Raw genomic sequence first — 26,383 nt, 5'->3', positions numbered from 1 at the left:
TCTTCAAACTTTTTTCAATGTTTATGCACAACTAATTACGAAATTTCTCCTGCGGATTATTAGCCCAGAAACTGGCTATGGTGAGCAATAGAAATATCGCAACGCATAACCAACCAGCAGCACTATACGAGTTTGTACGAGCCAGAGATTCACTAAAAATGATAGGACCAATCGAACTGCCTAAGACTACAAAAGTCATCGCCCGACCAGAAATGGCACCGAGGTATCGTGTGCCATAGAATCGTGGCCAAACAACAGAAAGAAACACGCCGTACAATCCAAGAAGAATTCCATTTCCTGCAATCATCACATGGATCATCCAAGGCCATTGAGCCAAGTAGATCAATCCTATTGTAGCGATCAGCGATCCAATGCCGGATACATAAAGCAAGTATTTTAATTTAATATAGTCGCTCAAGCTACTCACAGACAAAGTGACCACAACGGCAATGATCGACGAAGGAACAAAAATAGAAACCGCTGTGCTACGGCTATAGTCTGCCGTTTCGAAAAGAGAGACCACGTTGAAGGTGAAGCCAGTCCAGTAGAAGGCCTGCGTGGCAAGCATCAGCGAGAAGACCCAAAAAGGAAAACTCTGCATGGTTTCTTGGAGGGTGTATTGTTTGACTACTGGAAAGCGATTGACTTTGGATTTCTTCTCCTTATAGTTGCCGTCGGGTTTCAATCCACTCTTCTCAGGGTCATCTCTAAACAGGAATAATACAATCAGCGGAAATCCAAGCCCGGCAATTGCCGCAATAATCATCCAGGCATCTTTCCACCCATAGTCCAAGATGAGCATTTCGAAAAAGACCGGTGCAGCAGAAAAAGTCAATGAGGTAACCACATTTGAAAAACCCATGGCAAAGCCCCTGCGCTTTTCAAACCACTTCATCATCATGTTTCGAGAGACCAGTGTCAAAGCACCTTGTCCGGTAAATCGAAGGGATGCAAACCCAATATACATGATGAGGAAATTGCCCACACGACCTTCGAGAAAATTGGGCAAATGGTCTTGAATGACATCTGACTTACTCATAAAAACCAAAGTAATCGCCATGCCTAGGGCAGCCAATATAGCAATGGGTCTTACGCCATGTTGATCGTATTTTATTCCCACCCAAGTGAGCAAGGAAGCACTGGTGACCGTGCCGCACATGTAGGCAAATCCCAATTCGCTTCGACTCATACCTAGTGCTTCTATCAGACTGTCCGTGAAAGTCGATACGCCCATGGTCTGGCCAGGAATACTCATGCAAATGCCTAAGGTGCCTAAGACAATAATTGCCCAGCCGTAATAGAATGAAGCTTTAGCTGGGTGAAAGGGCCAATTGGCGAAAGATGTGTTTTTAGGCATAAGTGTGTGTTAACGGGTAGAAACAAAAAAAGCTCAGTAGAAACTGAGCTTTTTTTAAAATTCAATATTCTGTTTTTATTACAAATGCACCGCTTCGCCGTACGCATCTTCCACAGCATCTTTGATGGCTTCAGACATGGTAGGGTGTGGGTGAACGGCTTTCATGATTTCGTGACCAGTAGTTTCTAGTTTTCTAGCGACTACCGCTTCAGCGATCATCTCCGTTACGTTGGCACCGATCAGGTGACAACCCAACCACTCGCCGTATTTGGCGTCGAAGATCACTTTTACAAACCCTTCAGCATTTCCTCCCGCTTGCGCTTTTCCTGAAGCTGAGAATGGAAATTTACCCACTTTGATTTCGTATCCTGCTTCTTTGGCAGCTTTCTCCGTCATACCTACTGAAGCGATCTCTGGAGAACAATATGTACACCCTGGGATGTTGCCGTAGTCCAATGGCTCTGGAGACTCTCCACAGATTTTCTCTGCACAAATGATCGCTTCAGCAGAGGCCACGTGAGCCAAGGCTGGACCATGAACGATATCACCAATCGCATAAATGCCTGGGATATTGGTTTTGTAATAGTCGTCAACCAAGATCTTGCCTTTGTCAGTCATCACACCTACATCTTCCAGGCCGATGCCTTCGATGTTTGAAGAAACGCCAACCGCAGAAAGTACAACATCTGCATCGATTACTTCTTCGCCTTTATTGGTCTTAACAGTCACCTTGCAAGTTTTGCCTTTGGTGTCTACCGAGGTCACTTCAGATCCAGTCATGATCTTCATGCCTGATTTCTTAAATGATCTCGCCAATTGCTTAGAAATGTCTTCGTCCTCTACAGGTACCACGTTTGGCAAGTACTCTACGATGGTCACTTCCGTGCCAATCGAGTGGTAGAAATAAGCAAACTCAACGCCGATAGCGCCAGAGCCTACGATGACCATTTTCTTAGGTTGCTTAGGCAGGTTCATGGCTTCTCTGTAGCCGATGATTTTTTTGCCGTCGATCGGCAAGTTTGGCAATTCTCTAGAACGTCCGCCAGTAGCTACGATGATGTTGTCTGCTGTGTAGTTTTCTGATTTGCCTTTGTCGTCAGTTACGACCACTGTTTTGTTGGCAGCGAGTTTACCAAATCCTAGCAACTGATCGATCTTATTTTTCTTGAAAAGGAACTGGATGCCTTTACTCATACCGTCTGCTACGCCACGGCTTCTTTTTACCATGCCGGAGAAATCCGCTTTCGCGTCTTTCACGCTAATGCCGTAGTCTTGTGCGTGAGAAAGGTATTCAAATACCTGCGCACTTTTCAACAGCGCTTTGGTAGGAATACATCCCCAGTTGAGGCAGATACCGCCTATTTCGGCTTTTTCTACTACTGCTACTTTTTTTCCTAATTGAGATGCTCTGATCGCAGCTACATAACCACCAGGTCCGCTACCGATCACGATAAGATCATATTTGTTTGCCATAATTTTTTCTTTGTGGATTATAAGTTGGCTTGCCCGTCAGCCTCAAAATCTAGCGCAAATTTAATCTTTTGGTTAAGAGAAAAAAACGTGAGTGCATAAGAATGATAAGATTGCTTGGTCGTGCTCTAAATGAAGTTAAGATTTCGCTCTTTACCTTCCTATAGGTTAGATTTTTCGAAATGACAAAAAGTATAAACATGAACATTTTTGTCATTTCGCCCAGAGGGAGAAATCACATTGAACCTTGAAACCAATTGATTTACCACAGACTTTAGTTCATAGAATTCGAAGAGGGACGGCGAAGCAGTCATACTTAGTAGATACTATTTCATATATTTGACCTCGCGTTTTGAGGCCAACTGAAATCTATTGTTAATGACTCAATTTAAGTGTCTGGGTTCTTTGTTAAGAATTACTATTCCCTTCCTTCTTCTATTTTGTATTATTAGTCCTATTAGAGCCACTCATATTAGAGCTGGAGAAATTGTTGTTGAACGTGCTTCTAGTTCTGGCTATACATATAAAATCACAGTAATTGGCTATTCTGATACTGGTTCTTCAGTAGTGTTCGGAGGAGGAGAGATTGATTTTGGGGATGGCAGTACCTTAATTCTTGCTGAAAATGCTGATGAAGATGGAATAACAATAATTGAGGATGAAGTGGCTTATAATTATTACGAGATTCAACATACATACTCCACTTTTGGTCGGTATACAATCAGCTATAGTGAGAGGAATAGAAATGCGGGCGTATTGAACATGTCGAATTCTGTAGATACTCCTTTTTATGTGGAAACAACTGTACTCTTAGATCCTTTTGTTGGCTTAAATAGCACACCTATCTTTCTGGTTCCTCCGGTAGATAAGGGTGCGGTTGGTGTCTCATTTCTTCACTATCCAGGTGCCTACGATAGTGATGGCGATAGTCTGTCTTTTAGATTGTCAACTCCAAGACAAGGTTTGAATGAATTTGTAAGTAATTACTTGTCTCCAGTTGACCCGGATTTTTACTCTAATTACCAAAAAGGGAATGAGGCAAAAAATGGAACTCCATCATTTGAAATTGATTATGAAACAGGGAAACTCACTTGGAATGCACCTGGCTCGCCTGGCGAATACAGCGTGGCTTTTGTAGTAGATGAATGGAGAAAAGTAGAAGGAAAATGGATTCGAATGGGGTCAATAACTCGCGACATGCAAATCATTATTGAAGAGACAAGTGATAAGAAGCCAGAAATTGAGAAATTATCAGATTTGTGTGTAGGAGCAGGTGAAACTGTATCTACAACAATCTCGGCTTCCGATCCTGATGGTCACGAGGTCAAAATTGAAGGATTTGGCGCACCTTTTGAATTTGAAAGTGACGCCGCTGTGCTGACTAACGAAGGAGAGTTCGAGCCTACTCCAAGCCACCAAAATTTTGAATGGAATACGACCTGCGAGCAGGTAAGGGCTGACCCCTATGTCATATTTGTAAAAGCAACAGACAATCCGGAGCTCGGGCCTAAACTCGTGGATTTTGAATTTTTTGAAATTCACCTGACTGTTCCATCTCCTTCTGGGCTTGTGGTAGGTGAATATGCCGCTGGAGAAGTGTCGTTGTCTTGGGACTCATATAATGAGTGCTCGACAACAGGTGTAAACGTTTGGAGAAAGCTGGGAGGAGGAATACCCGTTACCAATGATTGTGAAGTGCAAGATCTTGAGCAACTGGGTTATACTAACATCACGTCGAGTACGGATAAAACGACCTATAATGATCAAAATCTTATAGCTGGTGCCATGCATTGCTACAGCTTGCAGGCAGGTGTTTTAGATGAAATTGAGGGAGTAAGCAAACCTTCCGAAGATGTATGTTTTACAATGCCCGCCATTTCGGCTGTGCCAATAAAAGTAGATGTTACTAAAACTGCTGAAACCAATGGAACTGTGGAATTGGAGTGGTTGAGCCCATTTGACTTGGTAGATGCGAGTACATTAGAGCCATTTACTTATGAAGTATTTAGAGGGAGCAGTGAAAGTGATTTAAATAAGATAGCAACTACTGACGAGTTAAATTATATAGACTCGGATGTCAATACTACAAGCAAACTGTATTACCGAATTGACACTTATGATAAGTCAAATAAACTTGTCGAGAAGTCAGCTGTAGCATCTACCATTGACTTATCTGTGAGAAATGCAGGGCTAAGTGTTCAGCTTGAATGGAAGGTTGATGCGCCCTGGTCTGTTTTTGATACTGATCATATAATATATCGTGATCATGTAGACAGTGCTGACCCTGGCAAATTTAAAGAAATTGGAAGAGTTGACCCTACAAAAGGTATGCGTTATTCTGATGAGGATACTAAGTTGAAACCAGGAATCGATTACACCTACTATATTCAAGTCGATGGAGATTATCACAATCCTGATATCACCCATGCTATCAATAATAGGTCACAACAAATGGTTTCTCAAGTTGTAATTCAAAGTACTGAAATACATAACGAGAAAATTTTGGTATTTCCTAACCCATTTAGCCATGTTTTAAATATTAGAAACTTAGGGGTTAAGGAGAGATTTTCACTCATTAGTTCTGATGGGAAGGTTTTGTTGAATGATATTGGTTCAACAAGATTAGACGGCAGTCATCTCAATGCCGGGATTTATTATCTGCGATTGTCTTCAGGTAAAACTATCAGATTGGTTAAAAAGTAACTATTCCATCCACTCAAAAGCACTTCGATAGGCGTCAATCTCATTGATGTAATCCAGGAATTTTTCGTAGAAAGGATGCTGACCGATGGTAGCACTGTCGCCGATTACGACCAGTTTTTTCCTGGCACGGGTGAGTGCTACGTTCATTCTTCTGGTGTCGGATAAAAATCCAATTTCTCCATTTTCGTTGGAGCGAACCAAACTGATGTAAATGATGTCACGTTCCTGGCCCTGAAAAGAATCTATGGTATTGACAGCGATTTTGTTTCTAGTTCCTTCTTCAAGCTCCATGGCTGCTAGTTGCTCTTGCATGTTTATGACCTGAGCTTTGTAAGGAGAAATGACGCCTACACTGTTGAGTTCATCCAGCTTTTCCATGGCATCCAGAGACATGAGATAGTTAGTCAGGTGACTGAATAGTAAATCTGCCTCTTCGGTGTTAAATGAACTTCGTGTTTCGGGATCTGCCTCTTCAAAGTAGCCGCATCCTGCGGTGTCTATAAATTCTACTGTTTGGTCTTCAGTAAAGACCTTCCAGTTTTTCACCAGCTCATTGGCGATGAGCTGATCCTTGTAGAATAGTCGGCTGCTGAAATTCATGATTTGCTCATTCATGCGATACTGTTCTTGCAGCATGGTATCAGCATTGTTCCTTTGAATTGCCTTTTCGAAGAGCGTCACTTCCAAACCTGCTTTGGCGGCTTCGAACGATTTAATGGTAGGAGGGAGCTGGCAGTGATCTCCTGCGAAAATCACTCGATTAGATTTGAGGATAGGAATCCAGGAAGCTGGTTCTAGTGCCTGTGCTGCTTCGTCGATAAATACCGTCTCGAATGTCATGCCTTTCAGCATCTGATTGTTGGCGCCTACTAGTGTGCTGGCGATCACTTGCGACTTCGAAATGATATCGTTGACTATGTAATAGTTGAGGTGCTCCGCTTGAGCTTTTAGCGCTCTGGCCTCATCGCGAAGCGCTTTGCGCTGCTTTTTCTCAGATTGGCCAAAGTTGCGTTTGAATTTGCCTGCCATCGCAAAGTACTCCTCTGATTGTTTACGCAGGGCTTTCAGGTCTTTGAAATCTTTATGGTTGGCAATTTTTGCGTCTAATGTTTTGCTTAGAATTTCTTCCGTCACTCTGGCAGGATGGCCAATGCGCAGCACTTCTACTTTTTGTTCTCCCAGCTTTTCAGCCAATAGATCGACCGCGGCATTACTTGGTGCGCAAACCAAAATTTGATCTTCCGACTTCAATGTTTCCAAAATGGCTTGAACCACCGTAGTCGTTTTTCCGGTACCAGGAGGACCGTGGATGATGGCTACATCTTGTGCGTTGTGAATTTGATGCAAAGCCGCATTCTGACTTTCGTTGAGCCCAAGGTCACGAATGGTTTCGTGTTCGGTGAACTGCGCGGCTTTGTCCCCGAGTAGTATTTTTTTAAACTCATTAATACGATCTTCTTTGGTGTTGAGCAGGGTAGTGAGCGTGCGCTCCATTTCGCGATAGGCATTCTCATCGAATAGCAGTTGTACCCCCAACTGTCCGTGATGTAGCCAAGCTGGAAGCTCGTCCACATTCATGGTGATGTGCATGTGAGTTTTGGTGACGTTGTTGACTACACCATTCACGGCATCTTCATAATCACCGCTGCCTCCAGCGGCAGAGAATAGGCTGATGAGTTTGCCAGATTGAAAGAGGTGGGCATCTGTATGCTCTGGCGGTCTGGATATTTTCACAATCAGTCTTTCGCCCGCATCGTACTTGGTTTTTTCAAGATTGATGGGATACCAGCAAACCCCTTGTTTTCTTCGCTCTTTGAGCGAAGTTCCTGCCATTTTTTTGCGGTATTGCTGCAGGTCAGCATCTTTCTCTTTTTTGAGAAGGATGAGCAGATTTTTAAGTTCTTCTTGGATGTCTTTCTTCGGCATCTGATGTGAGTTGATGGCGAAGATAGGTTAATCCATTATTTAAAATTGAGAGTTCATACTATAACTATTACGGGATACCTGAAAAGTATAGATCAAGGTAATCTGTAACACCAGAGCCATCATTGGCAGTTACGGTAATTCTATCGCTACCTGGATCTCCAGAAGTAACTGTAACTAGGCCTGTAGGACTTACGCTAAAGTATCCGTTGTTAGTGATGCTCCAGGTAACTGAGTTGTCGGTTACGTTTTCGGGAAGCATTGAGGTATAAAGTTGAAGCGTAGTTGGTTCATAGTAGGCAATGCTAAGAGATTTGCCATTATACTCATTGTCTTCGTCATCGACTATTGTAAGGCTGGTTGCTAGTATTGGATTGATGGTAATTGAGACTGAGCCTGTCACTCCCTCTCCAGAATCAGCTTTGGCGTTCACTTTCAATCCACAAATATCCGGGGCATGGGCTGTTATTAATCCTGTTTCAGATACGGTGGCGTAATCTTCTGGTTGGGCATCGCAACCGAAGCCGGTGAAGTCAACAAACCAATCCACCTCTTTGTTACTTGCATTTTCTGGAGATAAACTATAGGTCATTTGCTGAGTCTGACCAATATCAAGTAGGATTGATGTTGGGTTAAGCGTAACACTTGAAACTGGCACGAACGCAATCTCAACTGGTTTTTCACTAGAAAATTCGCCTTCAAAGGTGGTGGCAACTGCGAATAACCCACAATTATCACATGGGTTTTTACTGGTGATCAACCCTGTTTCAGAATCAATTTCGGCATAAAAATCCGAACTGACTGAGATTTCGACTTGGGGAGGAATTTTTTCATTGTGGATTCGTCCTGAGGTGTCAAGATACAACGACCAAATGATGGTTTGATTGGTTGCGTTGGTCGGTGCCACCGAGGCGGTCAGTTGATACGTAGTACTCCCTTCAATGGAAATTGGATCATTATCTATGATTACTCCGGTAACGGCAACGTTGGTTATAGAAATAGATACACTAGCTGAGAGTTCACCATTTTTTGTTGTGGCGGTTATTACTACCTCCCCGGCAGATAAAGCTTTGACTAACCCTTCATCTGAGACAGTTGCAATGTCAGATGGACTATCTTCGGCATTTTTGGATTCAGAAGGAAAGTCCACACTCCAGGTAATTCCTTTTTCGGTGGCATCGTCGGGAGCGATGGTAGCAACCAGTTGTAACTCGTCACCCACTTTTAAATCGGCTTCGGATTTGTCTAAACTGATGTCAGTGACGGCTATTACATTTGAGATGACAGTCACATCTATAGTTGCTGTTAGGTCAGTATTAGCTTCAGTGGCCACTATTTGGGCTGTGCCAACCCCAACAGCCGAGAGTACTACACCACTAACAGTGACAACCTCATCGTTGGAAGTAGTAAAAGACACGATGGCTTGATTGGCATCTTCACCTTCAATAATCAAATAATCATTTAGATCGACAGTGGTGCCTTCTACTACTTCAGCAGACACTGCGTCGAAAGTGAAATTGGTGATTTTGATTTCGGGATCATCTTCCGTGCATCTGATTAGAGTTGTGACAGTGAGCAGTGCTAAAATTGAAAAGAGTAAATTTTTCATAGGTGAAAAGTAGTTCTTGATTCTTTAGATTAAACTTTACTGTATCTTAATGACACGCTCCATATAGCGTAAAATTGTTCTGAAAGGAGGTGGAAACTCCGGATTCATCATTAGCAGTGACTGTGACTGTCACGGATACGTCATCTGTAAAAATGTAGCCTTCTTTATGTGATACTAATCCTGTTTGATCGACCTCGAAAGCATCATTTTCTTCAATGCTCCAAGTCACAGATTGATCTGAGGCATTCGCTGGACTTACGACAACACTAAACTGAATATCATCACAATTTTCGATTGCATCACCAACTTCAGTGTCCCCATCAAAAACAGATAGTGATGTGACTAGTTGAATAACATCAAAAGTAGCACTCGCACTGGGGCCATCACCGGATGTGGCAACTACAGTCAATTCGTAGCAACCTTGGTTTTCCACTCCTGTGACCAAGCCATTTTCATCAATAGTAGCATATACAGGTTCTGAAGCTAGAGACCTGCAGTTCGAGCTTGACTTTTCAATCGACCAAGTCACTTCTTTGTTTGTGGCATTTGCAGGCTCAAAACTGGCTTCCAATTGTTGAGTTTCACCCACATTTACGGAAAATGAGTTAGGAGCTATTGTAAGACTGGTTACTAATTGATTAGTCACTGAAATACTGGCGTTTGCCATAAACTCACCATCTAAGGTCTTTGCGATCACTACCACATCACCTGCCGCTTTAGCTGAGACCAGTCCAGCTTCACTTACTGTTGCGACGTCTGTGGGTTCGTCTTCAGAGGTGCTGCCATCAGAGGGGAAAGATACGGCCCATATGACTCCTTTTTCACTAGCGTTTTCAGGTGCAATAGTAGCTGTAAGTTGGAGTTCGTCACCTACTTTTAGTTCGGCTTCGGTTTTGTCAAGACTGATGCCTGTGACAGCTACCACGTTAGGAATAACAGTTACATCTATGGTGGCCGTAAGGTCAGTATTGGCTTCGGTGGCCACTATTTCAGCCGTACCAACCCCAACAGCCGAAAGTACGACATCATTAACAGTAACTACTTCATTATTGGAGGTGGTAAAGGACACGACGGCCTGATTGGCATCTTCACCTTCAATAATCAAATAGTCATTCAGGTCAATCGTGGTGCCTTCGGTCACTTCTACAGATGCTGTGTCGAAGGTGAGGTTTGTGATTTTGATTTCGGGATCATCATCGGTACACTGTACCAAGAACCCAATGGCCAGAATAAGGCCCAGGAGGTAAGTGATTTGCTTCAACATGAGAATGGGTGGTTTGCTTAGTTGTATAATTTAGTGAAATTTCATCAATTTTCCGAGAAGAAAGGTAAGGAAGCACTAGTTAAGTCTTAGGTTGATTACACTGAATCAACTATCGTATTTAGAATGAACAACTTTCTTGCAGGGTATTTATGATTTTAACCATTTGAATTAGATTTACCTTATATGCTAACAAAGTTTGGGGTTTTAGTAGCGACCATTTGGGTAGTAGGTTTGACTGAGATCGTTGCTCAGAAGCAGGATTCAACAGTTGCCAAAGATTTCAATAAGTGGGATTTTAGGATTAGCCCATTCTTTTGGTATATAGGGATCGAGGGGCAAGTAAATGCACCTCCTAAACCATCTAATTTACCTGAAATTCAGCCGATCATAGATATAGACTTGAACTTCAAGGATATCTCTCATTCGATCAAGTTTGCTCTGATGCTTTCAGGGGACTACCGTGGAGACTGGCTGGTTAGCAAGTTCAACTTTATGTCGCTAGTATTGGACACAGATGCCGTAACTCCTAGAGAAATATTATTGAGAGATGTCAATCTGAAGTTTCACTATTTCAGTGGGGATTTAGCGTTTGGCTATTTGTTTTTGGATAGAAAAAAACTTGATATGGAGGCCTTTGTAGGGGTGAAGGTAGCCAGCATCAAGGCACGGGTGAAAGGAACTTTTCTGGTATTTCCGGTGGAAGGAGAGCGACACACCATTTGGTTTGATCCTATGATTGCTTATCGAGTTAGGTATTTTCCAATCCGGCGATTAGAATTGATGGGATATGTAGATTATGGGGTTCGTTTTTGGAAACATCAGACTTATCAACTCAACTCCGAGGCAGTGTTTCACTTTTCAAAGCTCTTCTATATGTCTCTAGGTTATAGGACTTGGGGAGCAAAGGCAGATATTGAAGATGTGGCTTATTCTGGGAGGTTAAAAGGCTGGATTTCAAGAATTGGGTTTCAGTTTTAATTGATTTCATTATTGAAAATAAGGTAACAAGTCAGAAAGTTTTTCCACGGAGTGAAAATTCTCGTGCTCAATTTTTCTATCTACATGTTCATGAGCCCAGGTGACATGATAGGGGATGTGAAAGGCTGTCCCGCCTAATTCCAATACAGGAAGTACGTCAGATTTTAGTGAGTTGCCAATCATCACAAATTGTTGTGGCTCTATTTCCAGTCTTTTTAAAAGTTTTTCATAATCCAAATCTTTCTTTTCGGACATGATTTCGATATGGTGAAAGTACTTACCCAGTCCTGATTTGGTTAGTTTTCGGTGTTGATCGAGTAGGTCTCCTTTGGTGGCCAATACCAGTTTGTATTTGCTGGATAAAGTCTGAAGTACACTTTCTACGTCATCGATCAGCTCAACTGGCATTTGAAGTAATTCTTTTCCATAGCCAATGATCTTTTCTATGTCTTCTACTTTGATGGTTTGATCCGAAATTTGCATCGCACTTTCTATCATGGATAGGGTAAATGCTTTGATGCCATAGCCATACAATTCCAGGTTTTGCATTTCTACTCTAAACAGTTCTTTGGCTAGACTGTGTTCGGGCATATAACCTTCTAATAAGGCGTAAAATTTCTTTTCAGTTTCCCTGAAATAGGATTCGTTGTGCCAAAGCGTGTCGTCAGCATCGAAGGCAATGATTTTGTGACTCATACTGAAATTTACTGGTAAAGATTAAATAAAAAAAGGCTAGCCGAAAAGTGAATTTGGCTAGCCTTTTTTGTTGCTGTTCTAAGTGAACACTATTTACAATCTGTAAAATTGACGGTAATTGAATGTGATAGTCCAGAATCATCATTAGCTGTAGCAGTCACTGTTACAGTTCCTGCTGTATAATCGAAACTACCTAACAGTCCTGTAGTTGTATTCAATGAAACCTTTTCTGTGTCACCTGTATAACTCCAGGTTACCGATTGATCTGAAGTTGATTGAGGTAAGACAGTCTTTGTCAATTGATAACTATCATCGCAACTGGAAATATTTAATACATCTTCGGTTATTGATGATTGAAACTCATCTTTTATTTCCACACTTTCTGCAAGTTGTTTAATGTTTATGCTAGCCTCCCCTGTCACATCAGTCGTGGTGGCTACTACCTTCACATCTGTGCATCCACCAGAATTGGGGTAAGTAGCAGTAACTAGTCCGGTTTCAGATACCTCTGCATAGGTCGTTAGAGCCTGTACTCGGCATGGGTTGTTGATATTTTCAATGGACCAGGTGATTTCCTGATCTGTGGCATCAGCGGGAGCAATTGTTGCCGTCATTTGTTGCGTGTTATCCACAAGCATATCTAGTGATGTTGGGTTCAGCGTGATGCTGGTTACTGCTACGTAGGTAATTGTAATGGCCTTCTTTGCGGTAAATCCACCATCAGCGGTGGTGGCTACTGCCAAGATACATTCGTTACATGCTTTTTTGCCAGTAATTACTCCGTCCTCATCAATCGAGGCATAATAGTCAGCGGTTACAGCGGCATTGGCTCTAGCTCCCTCATTATTTAATTCCAAAGCGTACGTTACGTCCTTAACTGTGGCGTTGTCAGGAGAAATCGTGATAACAAGTTGAGCCGTCTTATTTCCAACTACATCCACTGCAGCAGAACTGAATTCCACCCCAGTCACGGCTACATTGGTGATGATAATCGTTATACTTGCAGTGAAATCACCGTCTTTGGTTTTGGCCGTTACTACCACCTCTCCAGCAGCTTTTGCAGTTACGAGTCCAGCATTGCTGACCGTGGCAATGTCTTCGGCAGTGATGTTTTCCTTGACCTTAGCTGCTGGTAGGGCTACAGACCAGGTCAGGCCTTGCTCTGTGGCATCCGCAGGTGTTATTGTTGCGGTGAGTTGAAGTGTTTCTCCAACTTTCAAATCTGCAGTCTCTTTATCTAAGGATACGCCAGTCACATCTACTTGCTTGGCAACAACTTCAACATCAGCAGAAGCAGAAAGTCCCGAATTGGACTCCGTTGCAGTCACTTTGGTCGTACCAACGGCTAAAGCCGTAAGTGTGGTTCCATCTACGCTGACTATCGTGACATCACTAGATTCAAATGTGATTTGAGCTTTTGCAGAATCGGAACCAATTACTTGGAGGATATCATCCAAATTGTAAGTGAGACCTTCTGTGACCTGAAAACCGGTATCTGTAAACTTAATGTCGGTAATGTCTAATGATTCTTCATCTTCTATACAACTGATTAAGCATACTCCAGATATTAAGAGGCTAATGCCAAAAGCTAGTAGGTTGTTCTTCATAGTTATTTGCTTATGAGTAAGATATGTTAACAAATTGAGTACAATCTAAAGAATAATTGGCGCTATAAGTATCACCCAAAAGGGTGATATTTTGCTTTAATAGGAATGTTGATCACCAGTTAAATGAAAAAAGAAAAACTGCCTAAAAATACTTTAGACAGTTTTTCTTTTTATTCAAGGGAAAGTTCTTGCGACTAGCATTCATTATAATTTATAACAATATCTATGGTGTCACCTGCTCCTGAACCATCGTCAGCAGTAACCGTAACTTTTATAGTAGTATTTAATGGAACAGGAGGGTTTGGCCCTAAGGAAATTACCCCGTTTTTGTCTATGGGTAGTATATCAGGACTTTCTGAGCTCCAAGTAACAGATGAGTTGTAAGGAGAAGTTGCTGTTATACTCACGCCCAAGTCATATGAGCCACATCCGTGCCAGTCAATAGAAGTAGCAGACTCTCCAGTATCATCTAAAATATCTAACGATTCCACTGGGTTGGTTACATCGAATTCAACTGTGGCGGCATTAGCCAAATCTGGATGATGAGCTCTCACAATTAAATTGTTATTGCAGTCATCAAAGAATGAACTTGACGCTGTAAGTACGCCATTTTCGTCAACCGTGGCATAATTGTCAAAATCGATTGAACTTAATCCGCATAGGTCAGGAACGCCGGTATGTGAAATGTCCCAAGAGGATACCGTAGGGTCAGTCGCATCTTCTGGCAATACTGTGTATTCTATTTGGCGGGTGTCTCCCTTAAATATATTGAAGAGCTCATTCGGGTCAAGGGTGATACTTGTGACTGGGATATAATTGATGGTGACATTGATATAGCTGGAAACTTCTCCATCTGATGAAGTGGCTCGGGCGATAAATGCACATTCATCACACCTTTCTTTAGCTTTCAGCAAGCCATCATCGGATATTTCTAAATAGGTATCTACCGAAGGTGCAGCAACTTGCATTCTCCCGGCTTCGGCATCAAAATCTACAGACCAGCTTACCTCTTTAAGTGTAGCGTTATCTGGTATTACAGTAGCTGTCAATTGTGCGGTTTCATTGACGTTGACACTGACACTTTCCGGGGAAATAGTAATCTGAGTAACCGCTATGTTTGTTATGGTTATGCTTACACTCGCGGTAAACTCTCCATCTTTCGTTTTGGCCGTTACCACCACATCTCCAGCAGCTAGTGCTTTTACCAACCCTTCATCAGAGACCGTAGCAATATCAGTAGGACTGTCTTCTTTGCTTTTGGCGTCAGATGAAAAGACCACACTCCATGTTATTCCTTTTTCTGTCGCGTCTTCTGGTGCTACTGTTGCAGTTAGTTGTAGCTCATCGCCTACTTTCATATCGGCAGTTTCTTTGTCGAGTGATACGCCCGTGACATCCACGGTTTTGGCTACCACTTCTACAGGTATCGAGGCAGTTAGCTCTGTGTTTGCCTCTGTTGCAGTGACAGTGGTTGTTCCGGCTTTGACGGCTGTCAAAATGAATCCATCGACACTGAAAATGGTTTCGTCTCCCGAAGAAAATGATATTTGAGCTTGGTCGGCATCAGATCCTGTAATGACCAAAGTCGTATCAAGGTCAACGGTAAATCCTTCAGTTACAATGACTTTGTCGCCATCAAACTTAATGTCTGTAATGTCTACTTCAGGCTCGTCTTCCGTGCAGGCAAAAAGCAGGGCAGAGGCGAGAAAGGTGCTGGTTAATAATCTTTTTAATTGCTTCATGAGTAATAAGGTGAATTTAATTTGTTGCACAATTTAAAGTTCTATTTGGTATATAGGAAGATAAGTCGATGATTTGATGCTAATAGTCGATGATAACGACATTGCAATCGACGATTGCTAAACAGGCAGATTATTTGGTAAGCGAATCTAGAAGGCGCTCAAAAGAAAAGACCAACTACAGCTGGTCTTTTAATAATGATGCCCTATTCAATTTAGCCTAAATACAGTTGTTTCTATCATAGGTGATTGTTATTTCTTTCTTAACACCACTTCCATCTTGAGCTGTTATGGTCAATTTGGTCGTGTAAATGCCAGACGGCAAGGTAATATCGGCATCAAGTACACCGTTTTGATCAATACTAAAATGAGTGTCATTATCAATGCTCCATATAACGTCTGAATCGCTTGCGCTTCCAGGTTCATAACTATAGCCAAAGTCTGTTTGTCCGCATTCAACATCATAGGTGCTTTCGATCGGACTGCCCGCTGGGTCCAGAATACTAAGGCTCTCGACTTGAACCAATACATTAAAATCAACAGTCGCAGGAGACCTTAAATCACTAACAGACGCGGATAACTGGAGTCCACAGGAGTGAGCGTCTATTGCTGTGATTTTTCCGTTTTCATCCACAGTGGCATAATCATCGGGGTTTGGCGCAGCGGCCGCCGCCCTACAGTTGTCATAGTAGGTGATTTCCCATTCAATCTCTTGATTGGTAGCATCCTCTGGTTCAATGGTATATTCCATTTGGAAAGTTTCCCCTTTGTCTATGGTGAAGTAAGTATTGGGGTTTATCGTAATACTGGTTACCGGAATGTAGTTGATTTTTACCGGTAATTTATCCGTAAACTCTCCTTCCTCGGTGGTCACTACAGCCATCAATCCACAGCCGTCGCATTCCAATTTACCCTTAAGCTTTCCGTTTTCATCTATTTCAGCATAGTCGTCTGCCGTAGGAGGAAGGACTATTACAATTTCATTATTTGTTCTACCTGCTTCTTCGGTTTCTTCTAGAACCAGTGACCATGTCACATTTTGATTAGTGGCATTTTCGGGAGAGACGCTTGTGGTCAACTGGACATATTCGTTTACATTCACTTCAATGGGATCCGGTCCTAAAGCCACTCCGGTCACTGCCACGTTAGAGACTGATATATCTATGCTTGCGGTAAATTCTCCATCTTTCGTTTTGACGGTTACAACCACATCTCCTGCTGCTATTGCTTTTACCAATCCCTCATCCGAGACTGTGGCTATGTCAGTGGGACTGTCTTCTTTGTTTTTGGAGTCAGATGAAGAAGCCACGCTCCATGTTACTCCTTTTTCAGTAGCGTCTTCGGGAGCTACGGTGGCAGTTAGTTGTAGCTCATCACCTACCTTCATATCGGCAGTTTCTTTGTCGAGTGATACGCCAGTGACAGCCACGGTTTTGGCTATCACTTCTACAGGTATCGAGGCAGTTAGCTCTGTATTTGCCTCTATTGCAGTCACAGTGGTTGTTCCGGCTTTGACGGCTGTCAAAATAAAACCATCGACACTGAAAATGGTTTCGTCTCCCGAAGAAAATGATATTTGAGCTTGATCAGCATCAGATCCCGTAATGACCAAAACCGTATCAAGATCAACGGTAAACCCTTCAGTTACAATCACTTTTTCTCCATCAAATTTGATGTCTGTAATGTCTACTTCAGGCTCGTCTTCCGTACAGGCAAAAAGCAGGGCAGAGGCCAGAAAGGTGCTGGTTAATAATCTTTTTAATTGCTTCATGAGTAATAAGGTGTATTTGATTTATTGCACAATTTAAAGTTTGGCTTGATATATAGGAAGATTAATCGACGATATCTGCCTAAAAATCGATGATGAGGACCTTACAATCGATCGTAGCAGGTTGGTTTGTCTCTTTTTTATAAGAAATCAATAAAATTTCATTTTCTCAAAATGCACTGACATAGGGCTGTCAGTGGAGGGTATTTCATTTGTATCAAAACAAATTCAAAATTTAAACTTTATACAAATGACCGATCAAGTGACAGAGTTGGTGATTTACAAAATCAAACCTAATGAGGTGGAGAATTACCAAACGAAAATTATTCATCATTTCAGAGAACTGGTAAAAAGCTTTGATGGCATGCTAAACTATCAGACCTACCATGCAGTAAAGGAAGAAGGGCTGTTTGTAGATCAAGTGGAATGGAAGAACCTGGAATGTGCAGAATTCGCAGCCGAAAAAGTAAAAGAAATGCAGCAAGATGAGCTATATGCACCTTATCTATCTGCATTCGAAGAAGTCAAATTTTTCTTACATGTAAAACAAGTTGCCTAATGGAAAAGATCAATTTAATCAAAGAGTACCCAACTTATTACAAAGCGAACAGCCAGCCGATTGAATTAAATATCGAACCTGTCAATTGCTTAACCATAAGTGGCATCGGTGCACCTGACGGAGAGTCTTTTCAAAGTAGTATTGGGGCTTTGTATGCTGTAGCATATACCGTAAAGAAGTATTGCAAGTCTGATGATAAGGATTTTGTGGTGCCCAAGTTAGAGGCCTTTTGGTGGGTAGAAGAGGGATTAGTGTTTGATGAAACACCTCAAAGCGATTGGCATTGGCAACTGATGATTCGTATGCCTGATTTTGTAAGCAATGATCACGTGGATCAGGCTGTAGAAGAGGTCATTAAGAAGAAGAATGTGGTGTTGGCCAATGAAGTACATCTCAGACCAATTCATGAAGGAAAAAGTGTACAGGTCTTACACAAGGGGTCGTATTATGAAGAGGGGCCAAGTATCAACAAGATTATGGAGTACATGAAATTGAATGGATTAGAAATGAATGGACATCATCATGAAATTTATATTTCGGATCCTACAAAAACTGCTGAAGAAAAATTGAAAACAATTATTCGTTACGCCGTTAAATAGAGCTGACCAGAAGTCGGTGGTAGGGACTGCCGACTTATTTCTTGCAACCTTAAACTTATAACTTCCGATGCCTGAACCACTTAAAAACGAATACAACGAGGCCTTCGTCAACAAACTGGGTGATTTACTTGCAGAAAGAGACGAATCATTCAATCTGGATGGTTTTGTTTGCTCTATAATCAATGACAACTGGGAAGATCGAGAACTCAAAGCTCGGATGAGGCATATCACAAACATGGTACATGCACACTCTTCCCTGGATTACCCAGGTCAGCTCAAAATCATGACTGAGGTATCAATACATTTTGGTGGACTGGCAGGGATGACTTTTCCTGATTATGTAGAAGTTTATGGATTAGACCATTTGGAAGAGTCGATGGAAGCCATGAAGGAAATGACCAAATATTCATCTTCCGAATTCGCTATACGTCCTTTCATTGTAAAATATGAAAGAGACGTTATGCAATCCATGTTGGAGTGGAGCCAGAATGAAAACGAACATGTCAGGAGATTGGCCTCTGAAGGTTGCCGCTCCAGACTCCCTTGGGCTATGGCTTTGCCAGCTTTTAAGAAGGATCCTAGTCTAATTCTAGCCATATTAGAAAACCTCAAAGCCGATGATTCTTTGTATGTACGTAAGAGTGTGGCCAACAATATCAACGATATCACAAAGGATAATCCAGAGGTGGCCTTAGCACTTTGCAAAAAATGGTATGGGAAGAGTTCTCATACCAATTGGATCGTCAAGCACGGATTGAGGACTTTACTGAAGAATGGCAATGAAAGGGCGCTACAAATTATTGGTTTTGATGACAAGGCCCGATTTGAAGTAGAGGCGCTTCAATTATCTGTACAAAAGGTGAAAATTGGAGATAGCTTTGATTTTAAATTTCAAGTCTCCAATCTGGAGCCAAAGCAGGCGTTTGCAAAAGTGGGCTTCGTGGTATCCTATCAAAAAGCAAACGGTTCGTTGTCTGATAAGATTTTTCACGTCACGGAGAAGGAGTTTGACTCCGTGGATTCTACCACTTTCAATAAGAAACTATCCTTTAGAGATTTAACCACAAGAAAACATCATCCGGGTTTGCACAGAATAGGGGTTTTGGTGAATGGTAAAAAACTCGCGGAGAAGGATTTTGAACTATACTAATAACTAACTTTTGATAATGACTAAACTCAGACTTTATTTAACGATTAACTATGCATTTTCCGCTTTGAGCGGTTTGGTGATGTTGTTGTTTTCAGAGAAACTCAATCAAATTTTTCAAGTACCTGATCCTCTATTGTTTCCAATTATCGGAGTAAATCTACTCGTGTTTGCGGGATTCGTTTTTTACGTCACGGGTTGGCAAATTGAAAGATCAGTACTTGTGAAGGTGATCAGCTTGTTGGATGCAGGCTGGGTCGTAGGTAGCGCAGTTATACTTCTCTTCGGACCTTTTGGGATTAGTACCGTTGGACTTTGGATCATTGCAATCGTAGCCATTTGGATTGGCTTCTTGGGCTTCAAACAGTATTCGAATTTGTGAGACTCATGAAGATGGTTTGTATATTTGAATCAAACACACAGACATGTCCGACGGAACCATAAGAAAAAATATACAGGTAGGTGCAGAAGTAGAGGTTGTGCAGAAGCACCATCAGCGTACCGGAGAGCTTACGAACGGAATTGTTAAGCGACTGCTTACTAAATCCCCATCGCATCCCCATGGTATCAAAGTTCAGCTCGAAACAGGTGAAGTAGGCAGAGTGAAGCAAGTCTTGTCATCATAGTCCTGTTAGGGTTAATACTCATTTTTAGGTATTTACATATAGACTAATGTCTTTCATCTTTGAAAGGGCTAAATTGTATTTTGTAAATTTAAAATGTAGAGCTACTATAGGGCAATACTATGGAGCATCAATCCAACTCTCTAAATACAGAAATGATCCTGATACTTGGTACCAGTGGTATGCTTTTGCTTACCACGGCCATTGTACTGTTTATTTACCTTTATCAGCGCAAACTCATTAAAAGAAAGTTGGAATATCAGGAGATAGAGGATTTGCTCAAAAAGCAGGAACTGAAGTCTGCCTATGGTATTTTGGAAGGGCAAGAAAGAGCCTATAAACAAGTAGCAGAAGAGTTGCACGATAATCTCGGAAGTATGCTTGTGACGTTGAACATGCTTTCAGATACATTGCCCAAAAAATCTGATCCGGAATCACTTAAAAACTTGGCAGCTAAGATTAGTGAAATTGCTGCTCAGGCTACAGAAGCTACACGCAAAATCTCTCATAGTTTACATTCGGGCTTGCTTAAACATTTTGGTTTGGCTGCTGCTATTAATGAATTGATTGATGCACTTAATGAATCACATACCATTCAGGTGACCAGTCATATCGATTTGGGTGAAGAGATGGACAGTCAAACCAATGTGCAGGTATACCGAATTGTTCAGGAGTTAGTCAACAACACACTAAAGCATGCCAGAGCAAGCATTATAAATATAGACTTGTCTCTGGCTGCAGATCATCTCACCCTTATTTTTGAAGATAATGGTGTGGGATTCGATACCGATCAAGAAGAGAAAGGATTGGGTTTAAAAAATTTGAGGTCAAGAGTAGATCGAATGGATGGAAAAATGACCATAGAAAGCAACAGGGGCAAGGGCACCACAACTATAATAGAATTACCGCTATGAGTACAATAAAAGTTCTAATTGCAGATGATCATTCGATAGTAATGGAGGGACTTCAGGTGGTGCTGAGTGCTGAGGAAGAATTGGAGGTAGTAGGTACGGTACTCAATGGGGAGGAAGTTATACTCTTCGTTGGCAGACATGAGGTGGACGTGGTGGTATTGGATATCAATATGCCGGTTATGGATGGCATTACTTGTGCACGAAAGTTGAAAAAAGAATACCCAGACATTAAGATCATCGTACTCACGATGTATGCGCAAAAATCTTTTGTAGATGAGATAGTGAAAATTGGTATAGATGGCTGTCTGCTGAAGAACAATACAGGTAAGGAGTTGACCACCGCTATTTTCAGGGTCATGAATGGAAGTCAGTATTATGACCGACTAAAGAATTTCAACTCGGCTGAAGAAGAGGTCAAGCAATACAAATTGAGTTCCAGAGAACTAGATGTGATTAAGCTGGTGGCAGAAGGGCTGACCAGTCAGGAAATTGCGGATCAACTTTTCATCTCAGAACTGACAGTACAAACCCATCGAAGAAACATGATGCGCAAGCTCGACCTGAAGAACAGTATGCAGGTGGTTCAGTTTGCCAAGGATAACGAATTGATTTAACCAACACTTTCAATTCCTTACTGCAAATTTTGCAACAGTTTTTATAAACCAGTCTTGTGACCGGTCTTAATGAATCTCAGTTGATATGGAATTGATGTCGCTTCAGAATTGGTAAGATAATGTTTTGTCGTCCTTAGGATACGTCAGTGTTTTATTCTGTTTGGATGGAGTTAATTTTATAAATCGAAAGAACATTTTGATTAAAATAAAATTTCGGAATAAAAATTTATTGTAAGTCATTGGAACAATAGTAATCATTGACTTTTTGAGATCGCTTGTGAATACATTTCTAGGTCATATATTTGTATATATAGATCAACTCAATTGTGTAATAAAATATATTCTATACGCCCAAACTTTAACACTTACCGTAATGCCCCAAAACTTAAAAAAACTCGACAAGATACTTGTAGCTAATAGAGGAGAAATAGCTATTCGCATCTTGCGGGCTGCCTCCGAACTTCAAGTAAGAACAGTAGCGATGTATACTTACGAAGACAGGTATTCGTTGCACCGATACAAGGCCGATGAAGCCTACCAAATTGGAGAGGATGACGATCCACTAAAGCCATATCTAAACATCGAGGAAATTATTGCCTTGGCTAAGGAGCATCAAATCGATGCGATTCATCCTGGATATGGCTTCTTATCTGAGAATGTCACCTTTGCCCAAAGGTGCGAAGAAGAGGGAATCATTTTCGTCGGGCCGAGGTCTGAGATCATGGCTCGATTGGGTGACAAGGTAGAAGCAAAGAAACTAGCTATTGATGCCAAGGTGCCTGTGATCCAAGACAGCCAGGAAGATTTGGTGGATGTATCTGTTGCCAAAAAAGAAGCGGAAAGAATCGGCTATCCCATTATGCTGAAAGCGGCCTCCGGTGGAGGTGGACGAGGCATGAGGGTGATACGATCCGAAAAAGAATTAGAAAGAGCGTTTCATGACTCTAAGAGTGAGGCGGAGAAGTTCTTCGGAGATGATACGGTCTTTATTGAGAAATTCATTGATGAACCCAAGCACATTGAGGTACAGCTCATGGGAGATAATCATGGTAGTATTGTGCATTTGCATGAACGTGATTGTTCGGTTCAGCGAAGATTCCAGAAGGTGGTAGAAGTAGCGCCCAGTCCAAACCTTAAGGAAGAGACGCGCCAGGAGATATTCGATTACGCGATCAGCATTGCCAAGCACGTCAACTACAACAACGTGGGTACTGTCGAATTTTTGGTGGATAAATCTGGGGAGGTATTCTTTATTGAGGTGAATCCGAGGATTCAGGTGGAGCATACCATTACGGAGGAAATTACAGGGGTCGACATTGTTCGTTCGCAAATTCTTATTGCTCAAGGGCATCCACTTACGTACAAGGGTATTTTTCTCAATAGCCAGGATGAAATCAAAGTGAACGGATATGCCATTCAATGTAGAGTAACTACGGAGGATCCGGTGCATGATTTTAAGCCTGACTATGGCACCATCATCGCCTATAGAAATGCAGCTGGATTTGGTATCCGTCTGGATGAGGGTTCGACTTATCCGGGTATGCGAATTTCGCCTTTCTTCGATTCTATGCTGGTGAAGGTAAGTGCGTCTGGTCGAACTCTTCGTGGAGCAAGTGAAAGACTACAGCGAACGCTTACCGAATTTAGGATTCGTGGAGTAAAGACTAATATTGGATTCCTGAAAAATGTGATTTCACATCCGGTATTCAATGCCGGAGATTGCACGGTCAACTTCATTGGCAATCATCCAGATCTATTTAAAATCAAACGAACGCAAGACAGGGGTACCAAAACGCTGAAATACCTGGCGAAAGTGAGTGTGAATGGAAACCCAGATGTGAAGTTCGTCGATCCGAATAAGAAATTTGTAACACCGGTCATCCCGGCCTTTGACAAGTATGGGGAGTATCCTAAAGGAACCAAGGACAGACTTAACGAACTAGGCCGTGAAGGATTTGTGAAATGGATGAAGGATGAAAAGCAGGTGCTTTTTACCGATACTACTTTCAGAGACGCACATCAGTCTTTGTTGGCGACCAGATTTAGAACCATTGACTTGCTGGCCGTGGCCGAAAGTTATGCCAAGAACGTACCTCAGACTTTTTCCATGGAAATGTGGGGCGGAGCTACCTTTGATGTGGCCATGCGATTTTTGCACGAGTGTCCATGGGAGCGACTAAAGTTGTTGCGACAAGCGGCACCCAATATACTTTTTCAAATGCTCCTGAGAGGTTCCAATGCGGTGGGCTACACCGCGTACCCGGATAATCTGGTAGAGAAATTTGTAGAAAAATCCGGTGAAGAAGGAATCGATGTATTCAGAATCTTCGATTCACTCAATTGGCTGGAAGCCATGAAGGTGAGTATCAAAGCAGTCAAAGAGCGCACCAATTCGTTGGCAGAAGTTTGTATTGGCTACACAGGCGACATTCTGAATCCAGAAAACAAAAAGTACAACCTGGATTATTACGTGGATATGGCTAAGCGCATCGAAGACGAAGGCGCGCATATCTTAGCGATCAAAGATATGGCTGGACTGCTGACTCCTTATGCGGCAGAACAGTTGATTCCTGCTTTGAAAAAGGCGGTGGATTTACCTATACACTTACATACGCATGATACTTCCTCCATGCAAAATGCTACTTATCTCAAGGCCATAGAGCAAGGGGTAGATGTGGTGGATTGTGCGCTGGCGTCTATGTCGGGTCTTACTTCGCAGCCCAACTTTAACTCGTTGGTTTCTGTGCTGGGGCATCACGACCGCAAGCCGGATATTGACCTGGAAGCCATCAACAAGCAATCCAACTACTGGGAGGATGTTCGAGAGATTTATTATCCATTTGAGTCGGGGCTCAAAGCAGGCACAGCACAGGTCTATGAAAATGAAATACCCGGTGGTCAGTATTCCAACCTCAAGCCGCAAGCCGCTGCGATTGGTTTGGTAGGCGAGGATTTTGAGCGAGTAAAGAAAAACTATGCCGTGGTCAATGAAATGTTTGGCAATATCGTGAAAGTGACGCCAAGCTCTAAAGTGGTCGGAGATATGGCGATTTTCATGACTTCAAACAATCTCACACCCGCTGATGTGCTGGACGAAAGCAAGAAACTGTCCTTTCCGGATTCGGTGATTGGTTTCTTCAGAGGAGATCTCGGGCAACCCGAGGGTGGCTTCCCTGCGCAACTGCAGAAGGTGATTCTTAGAGATATCAAACCGATGAAGGGCCGTCCGAATGAGCATTTGACTCCAATAGATTTTGATAAGGAATTTGAAGAGTTTCAGGAGAAATACACGGAGTATTCCGACTTCCTTGACTTCTTGTCTTACAAGCTATACCCGAAGGTGTTTGATGAGTATTACACTCATTTTTCGGAATTTGGCTATGTAGACAAGATTCCATCCAAGGCCTTTTTCTATGGAATGAAAAAAGGAGAGGAGATACTCGTTACCCTCGGGAAGGGCAAGACGATTATGGTGAAGCTCATGTACATCCTGGAACCGGACGAGACGGGTATGTGTACCGTAGGCTTCGAGCTGAATGGTCAGGTGCGACGCGTACAGGTGAAGGATATTCATGTGAAGGCCACGGCCATTTCTCACAAGAAAGCAGACAAGGACAATCCGCAAGAGATTGGGGCGCCGCTTCAGGGTAAGCTGTCCAGTGTCTTCGTGAAGGTAGGAGATCAGGTAGAAGAAAATGATCCGCTGTTTGCCATCGAGGCCATGAAGATGGAATCCACCATTTCCTCACCGATGTCTGGCACGATCAAGTCGATCGTGATCAAGGCTGGTGAGATGGTCGATCAGGACGATTTGGTAGTGGAGATGGAGTAGGAGATTTGTGTTCAAGCCTATAAGGTTTTAAAAATCTTATAGGTTTGATTCGTCTCAGTTTTGATCTCATTATGGAATGTCTTATCCTTGACTAGCAGCACTTTTTAGAAAAATAAAAATTTTAAAAATTGTGGTATTGTTGTAGTGCGTATATAGTGTATTGAACATATCCGCAGGTTGTATGTCATTAATACTAATCAATGAAAAATCTTATAGCCTTTACCTTCTTTATTCTTTCAACCACAGTAGTATTAGCACAAGAAAAAATAAAACTTGTCCAGCTTGACCCAGTTAATAAAAATGATATATTAACTGAGGGCAATGCCATTATCTATGGTAATTTCATACAGCGATTGGGATTTAGCAGTGGAGGCTTTCCTCAAGACATGAGAGTCTACAATAAGGCCACGGATACGTATTATCGTTTTAGAGTTAAAGCTACTATGACTTCTAAAAAAGAAAGCAATTTTGTTTTTCATATTCCCCCAGGAGATTATGAGATTTTTCAGTACTGGTGGACTCAAAGCAACGCATTTGGAGGTACATTCTATACTGAACCAGTATTTAAACACACTGACTCTTATGAAGAAACAATAACCATGTTAGAATCGGGCCAACTTAAAGAAGAGGAGCTAGAAAGATTCAAGTTTATCATAGAACCGAATTCTGTGAATTATCTAGGAACATGGAATTTCGATAAAGAAGTAGCAGTATTTACTAATGACAAGAAAAGCATTGATCAAAAACTTATTAAAAAGTATAAAAAAATAAGCCTACAAAACTCGACTATCAACATTCCCCAATAATATAAGACATACAACATTTGATATGAGATGCATGGCGGTATAGTGGAAATGGAGCCCGTGGTAGTGTTTACAAGTCCCGCCGATTCCGTGCTGCGGCTCATGAGAAATCAAAATGTATGAGCCGAATCACAGATTCGACTATATTCGTAACTCGAATACAGAAAACATAAAACGC

20 protein-coding genes are annotated in these 26,383 nt (G+C 42.0%); 11 read left to right on the top strand and 9 right to left on the bottom strand.

All coding sequences use genetic code 11. The features are described from left to right. Positions 1-31 precede the first annotated feature (31 nt). Both ACO6S2_RS17385 and lpdA read right to left on the bottom strand, forming a co-directional pair. Positions 32-1,357 (bottom strand): MFS transporter, encoded by a 1,326-nt coding sequence (locus tag ACO6S2_RS17385; RefSeq protein WP_422359832.1) that lies wholly within the window; start codon positions 1,355-1,357, stop codon positions 32-34. Positions 1,358-1,435: 78 nt separating this feature from the next. Further along, the gene (gene lpdA / locus ACO6S2_RS17380) at positions 1,436-2,830 is read right to left on the bottom strand and encodes a dihydrolipoyl dehydrogenase (protein ID WP_422359831.1); all 1,395 of its coding nucleotides are present in this window, start codon (positions 2,828-2,830) and stop codon (positions 1,436-1,438) included. A gap of 375 nt (positions 2,831-3,205) precedes the next feature. Between lpdA and ACO6S2_RS17375 the strand changes: the two genes are divergently transcribed. Next, the gene (locus ACO6S2_RS17375) at positions 3,206-5,530 is read left to right on the top strand and encodes a T9SS type A sorting domain-containing protein (RefSeq protein WP_422359830.1); all 2,325 of its coding nucleotides are present in this window, start codon (positions 3,206-3,208) and stop codon (positions 5,528-5,530) included. Here ACO6S2_RS17375 and ACO6S2_RS17370 read toward each other — a convergent pair whose 3' ends face one another. The 3 genes from ACO6S2_RS17370 to ACO6S2_RS17360 all read right to left on the bottom strand — a co-directional run bounded on the left by ACO6S2_RS17370 (position 5,531) and on the right by ACO6S2_RS17360 (position 10,326). Beyond that, positions 5,531-7,456 carry an AAA domain-containing protein gene (locus ACO6S2_RS17370; RefSeq protein ID WP_422359829.1) on the bottom strand — a complete coding sequence of 642 codons (1,926 nt, stop codon included), beginning with the start codon at positions 7,454-7,456 and terminating at the stop codon, positions 5,531-5,533. 67 nt (positions 7,457-7,523) lie between these two features. Beyond that, the gene (locus tag ACO6S2_RS17365) at positions 7,524-9,062 is read right to left on the bottom strand and encodes an Ig-like domain-containing protein (protein ID WP_422359828.1); all 1,539 of its coding nucleotides are present in this window, start codon (positions 9,060-9,062) and stop codon (positions 7,524-7,526) included. A 46-nt stretch (positions 9,063-9,108) separates the two neighbouring features. Continuing rightward, positions 9,109-10,326, bottom strand: coding sequence for an Ig-like domain-containing protein (locus ACO6S2_RS17360; RefSeq protein ID WP_422359827.1), 1,218 nt, complete (start codon positions 10,324-10,326; stop codon positions 9,109-9,111). Positions 10,327-10,509: 183 nt separating this feature from the next. Between ACO6S2_RS17360 and ACO6S2_RS17355 the strand changes: the two genes are divergently transcribed. Next, the gene (locus ACO6S2_RS17355) at positions 10,510-11,304 is read left to right on the top strand and encodes a hypothetical protein (protein WP_422359826.1); all 795 of its coding nucleotides are present in this window, start codon (positions 10,510-10,512) and stop codon (positions 11,302-11,304) included. A gap of 9 nt (positions 11,305-11,313) precedes the next feature. Here ACO6S2_RS17355 and ACO6S2_RS17350 read toward each other — a convergent pair whose 3' ends face one another. The 4 genes from ACO6S2_RS17350 to ACO6S2_RS17335 all read right to left on the bottom strand — a co-directional run bounded on the left by ACO6S2_RS17350 (position 11,314) and on the right by ACO6S2_RS17335 (position 17,117). Next, complete coding sequence (locus ACO6S2_RS17350; protein ID WP_422359825.1) at positions 11,314-12,000, bottom strand: HAD family hydrolase; 687 nt, start codon at positions 11,998-12,000, stop codon at positions 11,314-11,316. An 89-nt stretch (positions 12,001-12,089) separates the two neighbouring features. After that, a complete protein-coding gene (locus ACO6S2_RS17345; RefSeq protein ID WP_422359824.1) occupies positions 12,090-13,607 on the bottom strand; it encodes an Ig-like domain-containing protein in 1,518 nt (505 codons plus the stop codon). Positions 13,608-13,801: 194 nt separating this feature from the next. Beyond that, entirely contained in the window at positions 13,802-15,349 is a 1,548-nt protein-coding gene (locus tag ACO6S2_RS17340; RefSeq protein WP_422359823.1) for an Ig-like domain-containing protein, read from the bottom strand. Positions 15,350-15,566: 217 nt separating this feature from the next. Next, positions 15,567-17,117, bottom strand: coding sequence for an Ig-like domain-containing protein (locus tag ACO6S2_RS17335; RefSeq protein WP_422359822.1), 1,551 nt, complete (start codon positions 17,115-17,117; stop codon positions 15,567-15,569). A gap of 247 nt (positions 17,118-17,364) precedes the next feature. Here ACO6S2_RS17335 and ACO6S2_RS17330 point away from each other — a divergent pair, with 247 nt between their 5' ends. The 9 genes from ACO6S2_RS17330 to ACO6S2_RS17290 all read left to right on the top strand — a co-directional run bounded on the left by ACO6S2_RS17330 (position 17,365) and on the right by ACO6S2_RS17290 (position 26,208). Beyond that, positions 17,365-17,673: a hypothetical protein gene (locus ACO6S2_RS17330; RefSeq protein ID WP_422359821.1), complete on the top strand. Its 309-nt coding sequence runs from the start codon at positions 17,365-17,367 to the stop codon at positions 17,671-17,673. Next, positions 17,673-18,272 carry a GyrI-like domain-containing protein gene (locus ACO6S2_RS17325; RefSeq protein WP_422359820.1) on the top strand — a complete coding sequence of 200 codons (600 nt, stop codon included), beginning with the start codon at positions 17,673-17,675 and terminating at the stop codon, positions 18,270-18,272. Before ACO6S2_RS17330 ends, ACO6S2_RS17325 begins: the two co-directional genes overlap by 1 nt. A gap of 67 nt (positions 18,273-18,339) precedes the next feature. Continuing rightward, the gene (locus ACO6S2_RS17320) at positions 18,340-19,422 is read left to right on the top strand and encodes a DNA alkylation repair protein (protein WP_422359819.1); all 1,083 of its coding nucleotides are present in this window, start codon (positions 18,340-18,342) and stop codon (positions 19,420-19,422) included. A gap of 16 nt (positions 19,423-19,438) precedes the next feature. Then, positions 19,439-19,801 carry a hypothetical protein gene (locus ACO6S2_RS17315; protein WP_422359818.1) on the top strand — a complete coding sequence of 121 codons (363 nt, stop codon included), beginning with the start codon at positions 19,439-19,441 and terminating at the stop codon, positions 19,799-19,801. 43 nt (positions 19,802-19,844) lie between these two features. Further along, on the top strand, positions 19,845-20,045 hold the full coding sequence (locus tag ACO6S2_RS17310; RefSeq protein WP_422359817.1) for a YwbE family protein: 201 nt from the start codon (positions 19,845-19,847) through the stop codon (positions 20,043-20,045). Positions 20,046-20,197: 152 nt separating this feature from the next. After that, a complete protein-coding gene (locus ACO6S2_RS17305) occupies positions 20,198-20,956 on the top strand; it encodes a sensor histidine kinase (RefSeq protein ID WP_422359816.1) in 759 nt (252 codons plus the stop codon). Next, positions 20,953-21,570 (top strand): response regulator, encoded by a 618-nt coding sequence (locus ACO6S2_RS17300; RefSeq protein ID WP_422359815.1) that lies wholly within the window; start codon positions 20,953-20,955, stop codon positions 21,568-21,570. The genes ACO6S2_RS17305 and ACO6S2_RS17300 overlap by 4 nt, the downstream gene beginning before the upstream one ends. A gap of 373 nt (positions 21,571-21,943) precedes the next feature. After that, on the top strand, positions 21,944-25,402 hold the full coding sequence (locus ACO6S2_RS17295; protein WP_422359814.1) for a pyruvate carboxylase: 3,459 nt from the start codon (positions 21,944-21,946) through the stop codon (positions 25,400-25,402). A 200-nt stretch (positions 25,403-25,602) separates the two neighbouring features. Then, complete coding sequence (locus ACO6S2_RS17290; protein ID WP_422359813.1) at positions 25,603-26,208, top strand: hypothetical protein; 606 nt, start codon at positions 25,603-25,605, stop codon at positions 26,206-26,208. Positions 26,209-26,383 lie beyond the last annotated feature (175 nt).

It is taken from the genome of Reichenbachiella sp., assembly GCF_965233835.1.
GTDB lineage: Bacteria > Bacteroidota > Bacteroidia > Cytophagales > Cyclobacteriaceae > Reichenbachiella.
Note: the sequence above shows the minus strand (reverse complement) of the source record. Positions and strands in the feature narration are given on the sequence as shown.